This window comes from Caulobacter ginsengisoli (genome assembly GCF_030814835.1).
Taxonomy (GTDB): Bacteria; Pseudomonadota; Alphaproteobacteria; order Caulobacterales; family Caulobacteraceae; genus Caulobacter; species Caulobacter ginsengisoli.
In genome coordinates this window covers 66,813-73,247 of record NZ_JAUSVS010000015.1, presented here as the reverse complement: position 1 = coordinate 73,247, position 6,435 = coordinate 66,813, and the positions used below count along the sequence as shown (strand labels likewise).

General features: G+C 69.3%; 7 protein-coding genes. 1 reads left to right on the top strand and 6 read right to left on the bottom strand.

The window, feature by feature from the left end; translation table 11 throughout:
* Positions 1-125 precede the first annotated feature (125 nt).
* From QO010_RS23215 to QO010_RS23190, 6 genes are all read right to left on the bottom strand, one after another.
* Positions 126-887, bottom strand: a complete 762-nt coding sequence (locus tag QO010_RS23215) for an ABC transporter permease (RefSeq protein WP_307353049.1) — start codon at positions 885-887, stop codon at positions 126-128.
* Positions 884-1,810, bottom strand: a complete 927-nt coding sequence (locus tag QO010_RS23210; protein ID WP_307353048.1) for an ABC transporter ATP-binding protein — start codon at positions 1,808-1,810, stop codon at positions 884-886. Before QO010_RS23210 ends, QO010_RS23215 begins: the two co-directional genes overlap by 4 nt.
* 386 nt (positions 1,811-2,196) lie before the next feature.
* Positions 2,197-4,224 (bottom strand): response regulator, encoded by a 2,028-nt coding sequence (locus QO010_RS23205; protein WP_307353047.1) that lies wholly within the window; start codon positions 4,222-4,224, stop codon positions 2,197-2,199.
* 78 nt (positions 4,225-4,302) lie between these two features.
* Positions 4,303-4,908, bottom strand: coding sequence for a hypothetical protein (locus tag QO010_RS23200; RefSeq protein WP_307353045.1), 606 nt, complete (start codon positions 4,906-4,908; stop codon positions 4,303-4,305).
* Between the two features lie 59 nt (positions 4,909-4,967).
* Positions 4,968-5,189 carry a hypothetical protein gene (locus QO010_RS23195; protein WP_307353044.1) on the bottom strand — a complete coding sequence of 74 codons (222 nt, stop codon included), beginning with the start codon at positions 5,187-5,189 and terminating at the stop codon, positions 4,968-4,970.
* Between the two features lie 47 nt (positions 5,190-5,236).
* The gene (locus tag QO010_RS23190; RefSeq protein ID WP_307353043.1) at positions 5,237-5,446 is read right to left on the bottom strand and encodes a DUF6726 family protein; all 210 of its coding nucleotides are present in this window, start codon (positions 5,444-5,446) and stop codon (positions 5,237-5,239) included.
* Between the two features lie 108 nt (positions 5,447-5,554).
* Here QO010_RS23190 and QO010_RS23185 point away from each other — a divergent pair, with 108 nt between their 5' ends.
* Positions 5,555-6,403, top strand: coding sequence for a universal stress protein (locus QO010_RS23185; RefSeq protein ID WP_307353042.1), 849 nt, complete (start codon positions 5,555-5,557; stop codon positions 6,401-6,403).
* Positions 6,404-6,435 lie beyond the last annotated feature (32 nt).

Below are 6,435 nucleotides of genomic sequence, written 5' to 3'. Positions count from 1 at the left end.
TCGTCATCGCCGCCAACAGCATCCTCAAGCACCAGCAGCCTTGGGCCAAACCCACTTGACCCAATACAGTCGCCCGCTTTCGCGGGGATGAGCGGTATGGGGATGGGCGGTATTGAGTACGGACCCTAGGCCTTCAGCCGCCAGCCGGTGGCGAAAATCCAGCGGATGATCACCAGGCAGGCCAGCATGAAGCCGCTGATGGCGGCCAGGCTGATCCCGACGCTGACATCCGCCACGCCGTAGAAGGCCCAGCGGAAGCCGCTGATCAGATAGACCACCGGATTGAACAGGGTCACCGTCTGCCAGAAGGGCGGCAGGACGCTGAGCGGATAGAAGCTGCCGCCTAAAAAGGTCAGGGGGGTGATGATCAGGCTGGGCACGATCTGCAGCTTCTCGAAGCCGTCGGCCCAGACGCCGATGATGAAGCCGAACAGGCTGAAGGTCACCGAGGTCAGCAGCAGGAACAGCACCATGACGAAGGGGTGGGCGATCTGGAACGGCACGAACAGCCGGGCGGTGACCAGGATGATCAGGCCCAGCATGATCGACTTGGACGCCGCCGCCCCGACATAGGCGACCAGCGCCTCGATCCAGGACACCGGCGCGGACAGCAGCTCATAGATCGTCCCCGACCATTTGGGCATGTAGATGCCGAACGAGGCGTTCGACAGGCTCTCGGTCAGGATGGCCAGCATGATCAGGCCGGGCACGATGAAGGCGCCGTAGGGCACGCCGTGGATGGTCTTCATCACCCCGCCCATGGCCGAGCCGAACACCACGAAATACAGCGAGGTCGAGATCACCGGGGCGATGATCGACTGCAGCAGGGTGCGGAAGGTGCGGGCCATCTCGAAGCGGTAGATGGACCAGACGCCGTGACCGTTCATTTGGAGTCCCTCACCAGGCTGACGAAGATTTCCTCCAGCGAGCTTTCGCGGGTCTGCAGGTCCTTGAAGTCCAGGCCCAGTTCCGCGAGCCGGCGGATCAGGGCCGAGATGCCGGTCTCCGCCGCCTGGGCGTCGAAGGCGTAGACGATGCTGTTCCCCTCGTCGGTCAGGGTCAGGTCCCAGGCCTTGAGCCCCTCCGGCAGCGTCTCAAGCGGCGTCTGCAGATGCAGGGTCAGTTCGCGCCGGCCTAGCTTGCGCATCAGCTCGGCCTTCTCCTCGACGATGACGATCTCGCCCTTGGCGATCACCCCGATCCGGTCGGCCATCTCCTCGGCCTCCTCGATATAGTGGGTGGTCAGGAGGATGGTGGTGCCATTCTCGCGCAGCCGGCGGACCATCTCCCACATGTCGCGGCGCAGCTCGACATCGACCCCCGCGGTGGGTTCGTCCAGGAACAGGATGGTGGGTTCGTGGCTCAGCGCCTTGGCGATCATCACCCGCCGCTTCATGCCCCCCGACAGGGCCATGATCCGCTCGTCCTTCTTGTCCCAGAGCGAGAGGTCCTTGAGCAGCTTTTCCAGATAGGCCGGGTTGGGCGGCTTGCCGAACAGGCCGCGGCTGAACCGCACCGTGGCCCAGACGCTCTCGAAGGCGTCGGTGGTCAGCTCCTGCGGCACCAGCCCGATGGCCTGCCGCGCGGCGCGGTAGTCGCGGACGATGTCATGCCCGTCGGCGGTGATGGTCCCGCCGCTGGCCTTGACGATGCCGCAGATGATGGAGATCAGCGTGGTCTTGCCCGCGCCATTGGGCCCCAGCAGGGCGAAAATCTCGCCGCGCCGGATCTCCAGGTCCGTGGCCTTCAGCGCCTGGAAGCCGCCCTTGTAGGTCTTGGTGACTCCGGAAACGGAAATGATCGGATCCACGCGGGTCCCTCGCTGAGTTCAAGCCGGGGAGATGGGCGAGTACGGGCGGGAAAGCTAGGGGAGTGGTCCACGAACCACATGAACCACACGAACGAGGCTGTGAATCCCGCCTTCCCGCCGCTGGCGGCATGGAGGTGGGTTTTTGGGGTCGCTTCGCGACAGGAAGATAAGGGAAGGGAAGAAGTGTAAGCGGGTCAGCCCCCACCGAAGCGCCGCAGGCAATCAAAATCGAGTAACGGCCTGCGGCGCATCCGGCGAGCCGCCATCGCTTGCTCTTCTTCTCTAAACTTATCTTCCTGTCGCGAAGCGACCCCAAAAACCCACGCCTCTAGGCGCACGGACCTTCGGGTTTCGCGCCCGTTCGTGTGGTTCGTGGACAATCTTCCTTAAACCGCCGCCGCCCCGTCCAGCACCCGCTGCATCGCATCGATCAGCCGGTCCGGCGTGATCGGTTTGGTCAAATGCCCATCGGCCCCCGCCTGGCGAGAGGCTTCGGCGTGTTCAGGGAGGGCGTTGGCCGTCAGGGTCAGGATCGGCGTCGCGCGCCGGCCCTGGTCGCGCTCGCGGCGGCGGATGGCCCGGATGGCGGTCAGGCCGTCCATCACCGGCATCTGCATGTCCATCAGCACCAGGTCATAGCCGCCGGTCCCCTCGGCCTCGACCGCCTCGGCCCCGTTCTCGACCTGGGTCAGCTCGACCCCGGCCGCGTCCAGGATCATCGCCACCACCTTGCGGTTCACCGGATGATCCTCGGCCAGCAGCACCTTCAGCGTTCCGTCCGAAGCCTCGGCGAGCGGCGGGGCGACGATCTCGGACGCCACGGCCGGCTCAAGCCTGGGCAGGGTCAGGCTGAGGGTGAAGGTCGCGCCCCGGCCCGGGACGCCCTCGGCGGTCAGCCCGCCGCCCATGGCCTCGGCCAGGGCCCGGGCCAGCGACAGGCCCAGTCCCGCCCCGCCATGGCGGCGGGTCAGGGAGCCGTCGGCCTGCTCGAAGCGGCGGAACAGGCGCTGAGCGGTCTCGGCGTCGAAGCCGCAGCCGGTGTCCCGCACCGCCAGCTTCAAAGCCATCGAGGCGCCGCTGGGCTTGGCCGTCAGCCGCACCAGCACCCCGCCGGTCTCGGTGAACTTGACCGCGTTGGACAGCAGCGCCGCCAGCACCTGGCGGATGCGGGCGGCGTCGCCCCGCAGCCGGGTCCCGGGCGGCAGCACGATCTCGGTCTCGAAGGTCAGGTGCTTTTCGCGGGCCCTGGGCGCCGCTTCCTCGGCGGCCGCCCGGATGATGGCGGCGATGTCGAAGGGCTCCTCGACGATGCGGGCCTCGCCGCAGTCGACGGCGGCCATGTCCAGCAGGTCCGACAGCAGGCTCTCCAGATTGCCCGCCGACTCCTGGATCAGGTCCAGCAGTTCGCGCTGCGAGGGGGCCAGTTCGGTGCCCGCCAGCACCCCGGCCAGGCCCATCACCCCGTTCAGCGGCGTGCGGATCTCATGGCTCATATTGGCCAGGAACTGGCTCTTGGCCCGGCCGGCGGACTCCGCGACCCGCAGGGCCTCGACCATCTCGGTGACGTCATAGGTCATCACCAGCACCCCGCCGACCGTGCCGTCGGCCTCGCGCCAGGGGCAGGTCTCGGCCCGCAGCCAACGGGTCGAGCCGTCGGCCGCCTTCAGCCGGGCCCGCTCGCTGCGCCGGCCCTTGCCCTTCAGCGCCGCCTCATAGGCGGCGGCGTAGTCCTCGCGTACACCCGGGAAGCAGTCATAGATCTTGCGGCCCAGCACCATGGCGGGCGACAGGCCCGTCTCCTGGCTCCAGCGGGCGCTGACCCGGATGATCCGCAGCTGGCGGTCGGTCATCAGCACCGCCACCGGGGCGGCGTCGACGATGGCGGTCATGCGCAGGCCCACGCCCCGCGCCTCGGCCTCGGTGCGGACCAGGGCGTTCAGCGCCAGCCGCCGCTCGCATTCGTCGGCGGCCAGGTCGGCCAGATCCTTCAGCCGCAGGAGCAGCCGGCTGTCCCGCTGTCGGGGCTGGGTGTCGGCGATACAGACCGCGCCCACCCGCCAGCCGCTGGCCAGCACGATGGGGGCGCCGGCCATGAAGCGCAGCGACTCCGGTCCGACCACCTTGGCGTGGGCGGAAAACTCCGGGTCCAGCCTCGCGTCGGCGATCCAGACCGGCTCGTCGCCCAGCACCACATGACCGGCCAGGGTGCAGGCCCGGTCGATGGGGTGGGGATCGTCGGTGGACCATATTCGCCGGGGCCCGACGAAGCTGACATCGGCGACCGGGACCTGGGCCAGGTCGCGGGCGATATCGGCGATGCGGGCGAACCCGCGCCGGAACTGTTCGAAATCGAGGCCGGCCGTGTCGGCCCGCCCATCAGCGTGTGGGTCGTCCTTGGGACGCGCGGTGGTCATCGGGTTCTACTCCCCGTCGCCTACCGGTGGAGTTTCGACTCAACGCGATTAAGGATTGGTGTGACTTTCTGTCGCAATTCAAAGTTCGCCGCGCAGAACAGCGAACGCCTGCGGGCTGGTGCAATGGCAGGCGCGCAGCCGGCCACCCTTGTCGCGCCACATCAACAGCGGCGTGCCGGGGCTCAGCCCCGCCCTGGTCGCCAGCTTCATCAGGGTCTCGGCGGTGCGGCGCGACTCGGCCAGGGCCTTCAGGCGGGCCGGGTCCTTGTCGGCGCGCGGGACGCCCGGCGCGGTCCAGGCGGCGGAATCGGCCGCCAGCCAGCGCTGCAGCAGCCCCCAGTCGCGGGCCAGCCACAGCTGCGCCACCGTGGCCCGCTCGGCCGGGGTCGACTGCTTGATCACCGCGATGTCGGGACGGGCGAAGACGATGACCCGGGTGTCGATCCCCTGAGCCTGCAGCCTGGGGAACAACGACCGTTCGACGAACTGGCAGCCGGGGCAGTCGCGGAACGACACCAGATAGACGGCCCGTCCCTTCAATCCCGGCGACACCCAGCCCGCCCGGTCCAGCAGCTGGCCCGCCTGGGCGGCGTCGGCGGTCAGGGTCACGGGCTCGCTCGCCGCCTTGGCCGAACAGGCGGCCAGGGTCAGGCTAATCAGCAGTCCGGCGAACAGCAGGCGCACAGGCGGGGTCCTTGGCAAATCCTTGAGTCGGTCCAGGTTCGCCGGGACGGTCCTGGCGGTTACGGCGACTCGCAGCGGTCGGGATGTTTCTTGCAGATCTTTTCCTGGCTGCGGGCCAGCCGCCTCTGTCGCCGCTCCACCTCGCTCCGGCTCATGGCCGCGTCGTCTCCGGCCGAGGCGACGGGCGGACCTCCAACCGGCGGGGCCGGGATGTCGATGGGCGCGCAGGCGGCCATAGCCAGGATTGGGGCGAGGGCGAGCAGGATCAGGGAGCGGGCCATGAGGACCAGTCTGCCCGCACCGGACGGCATTTCCAAGCGGCCGAAAATCAGCAGCGGTCGGGATGCTTGCGGCAGTATTTCTCGCGCTTGCGGGCCTCGCGGCCGCGCTTCTCGTCGGCCTCCTTCTGGCTGGTGGTCACCGCGTCGATGCCGGCCGCGACCGTCTTGACCGGCACGGTGACGATCTTGCTGGCGATGCAGCCGGACATCGGCAGAGCGGCGGCGATCAGGCAGAAGACGAGGATTTTCGAGGACATGGTCCCAGGGTCTAGGCCGATTCCGGCGAAAAGGCGGCGGTGTTGTTCTGGATCAAGTCGTCCCGGCCCGTCCCGGGTCATCACTGACAGCCTCGAAGGAGGCTCGCGATGACCCCGCCCTTTGGCGATATCCTGCACGCCACCGATCTTCATCCGGACGGCGACGGCGCCTTTCGCGCCGCCCTCGCCATCGCCCTGTCGGGGCGGGGCAGCCTGTCGATCGTACATGCCGAGCCCCACAGGGACCGGGCCGGCCATCAGTGGACCGGCTTTCCGCAGGTCCGCGAAACCCTGGCGGCCTGGGGCCGCCTGCCGCGCAACGCCCCGGCCACGGCCGTGTCCGAGACCCTGGGCCTGCAGGTCTCCAAGGTCGACCTGGGCGGGCGCGACCTGGTCCGTGGGATCGGACGGTTCCTGGACGAGCGGCCCTGCGACCTGGTGGTCATGGCCACGCACGGCGACCACTGTCCCACCGGCTGGCCCCGCCCCTCGCAATCCCAGGCCGTGGCCGCGGTCGCCCGCGCGCCCAGCCTGTTCATCCCCATCAACGGCGCCGGCCTGGCCGATCCGCTGACCGGCGACATCCGCCTGCGCCAGGTGCTGGTCCCCGTCGATTCCCGCCCCCGGGCCGACGCCGCCCTGGCCGCCGCGGTCGATCTGGCGCAGCAGCTGGGCTGCGGCGAGGCGGTTTTCCACCTGCTGCATGTCGGGCCCGGCTGGCCGGTCGTGACCCTGCCCCCGAGCCTGACCGAAGGCCCGACCGGGCGGGTGCGCAAGATGCTGGCCGAAGGGCCGGCGGCGGCGGCCATCCTGCAGGCCGCGGACGAGACCGCCGCCGACCTGATCGTCATGGCCACCGAGGGCCGCCACGGCATTCTCGACGCCCTGCGCGGCAGCGTCACCCAGCAGGTGATCGGCGCCGCCCGCCGGCCGGTGCTGGCGGTTCCAGCCCGCTAGTTGCCGCGCGGGTTCCAGGCGCCTAGGCTGGG

Bases quoted from the DNA above. Each gene is read 5' to 3' on its own strand.
- QO010_RS23185 (WP_307353042.1), top strand. From the start codon at position 5,555: ATGACCCCGCCCTTTGGCGATATCCTGCACGCCACCGATCTTCATCCG.
- QO010_RS23205 (WP_307353047.1), bottom strand. From the start codon at position 4,224: ATGACCACCGCGCGTCCCAAGGACGACCCACACGCTGATGGGCGGGCC.
- QO010_RS23195 (WP_307353044.1), bottom strand. From the start codon at position 5,189: ATGGCCCGCTCCCTGATCCTGCTCGCCCTCGCCCCAATCCTGGCTATG.
- QO010_RS23215 (WP_307353049.1), bottom strand. From the start codon at position 887: ATGAACGGTCACGGCGTCTGGTCCATCTACCGCTTCGAGATGGCCCGC.
- QO010_RS23190 (WP_307353043.1), bottom strand. From the start codon at position 5,446: ATGTCCTCGAAAATCCTCGTCTTCTGCCTGATCGCCGCCGCTCTGCCG.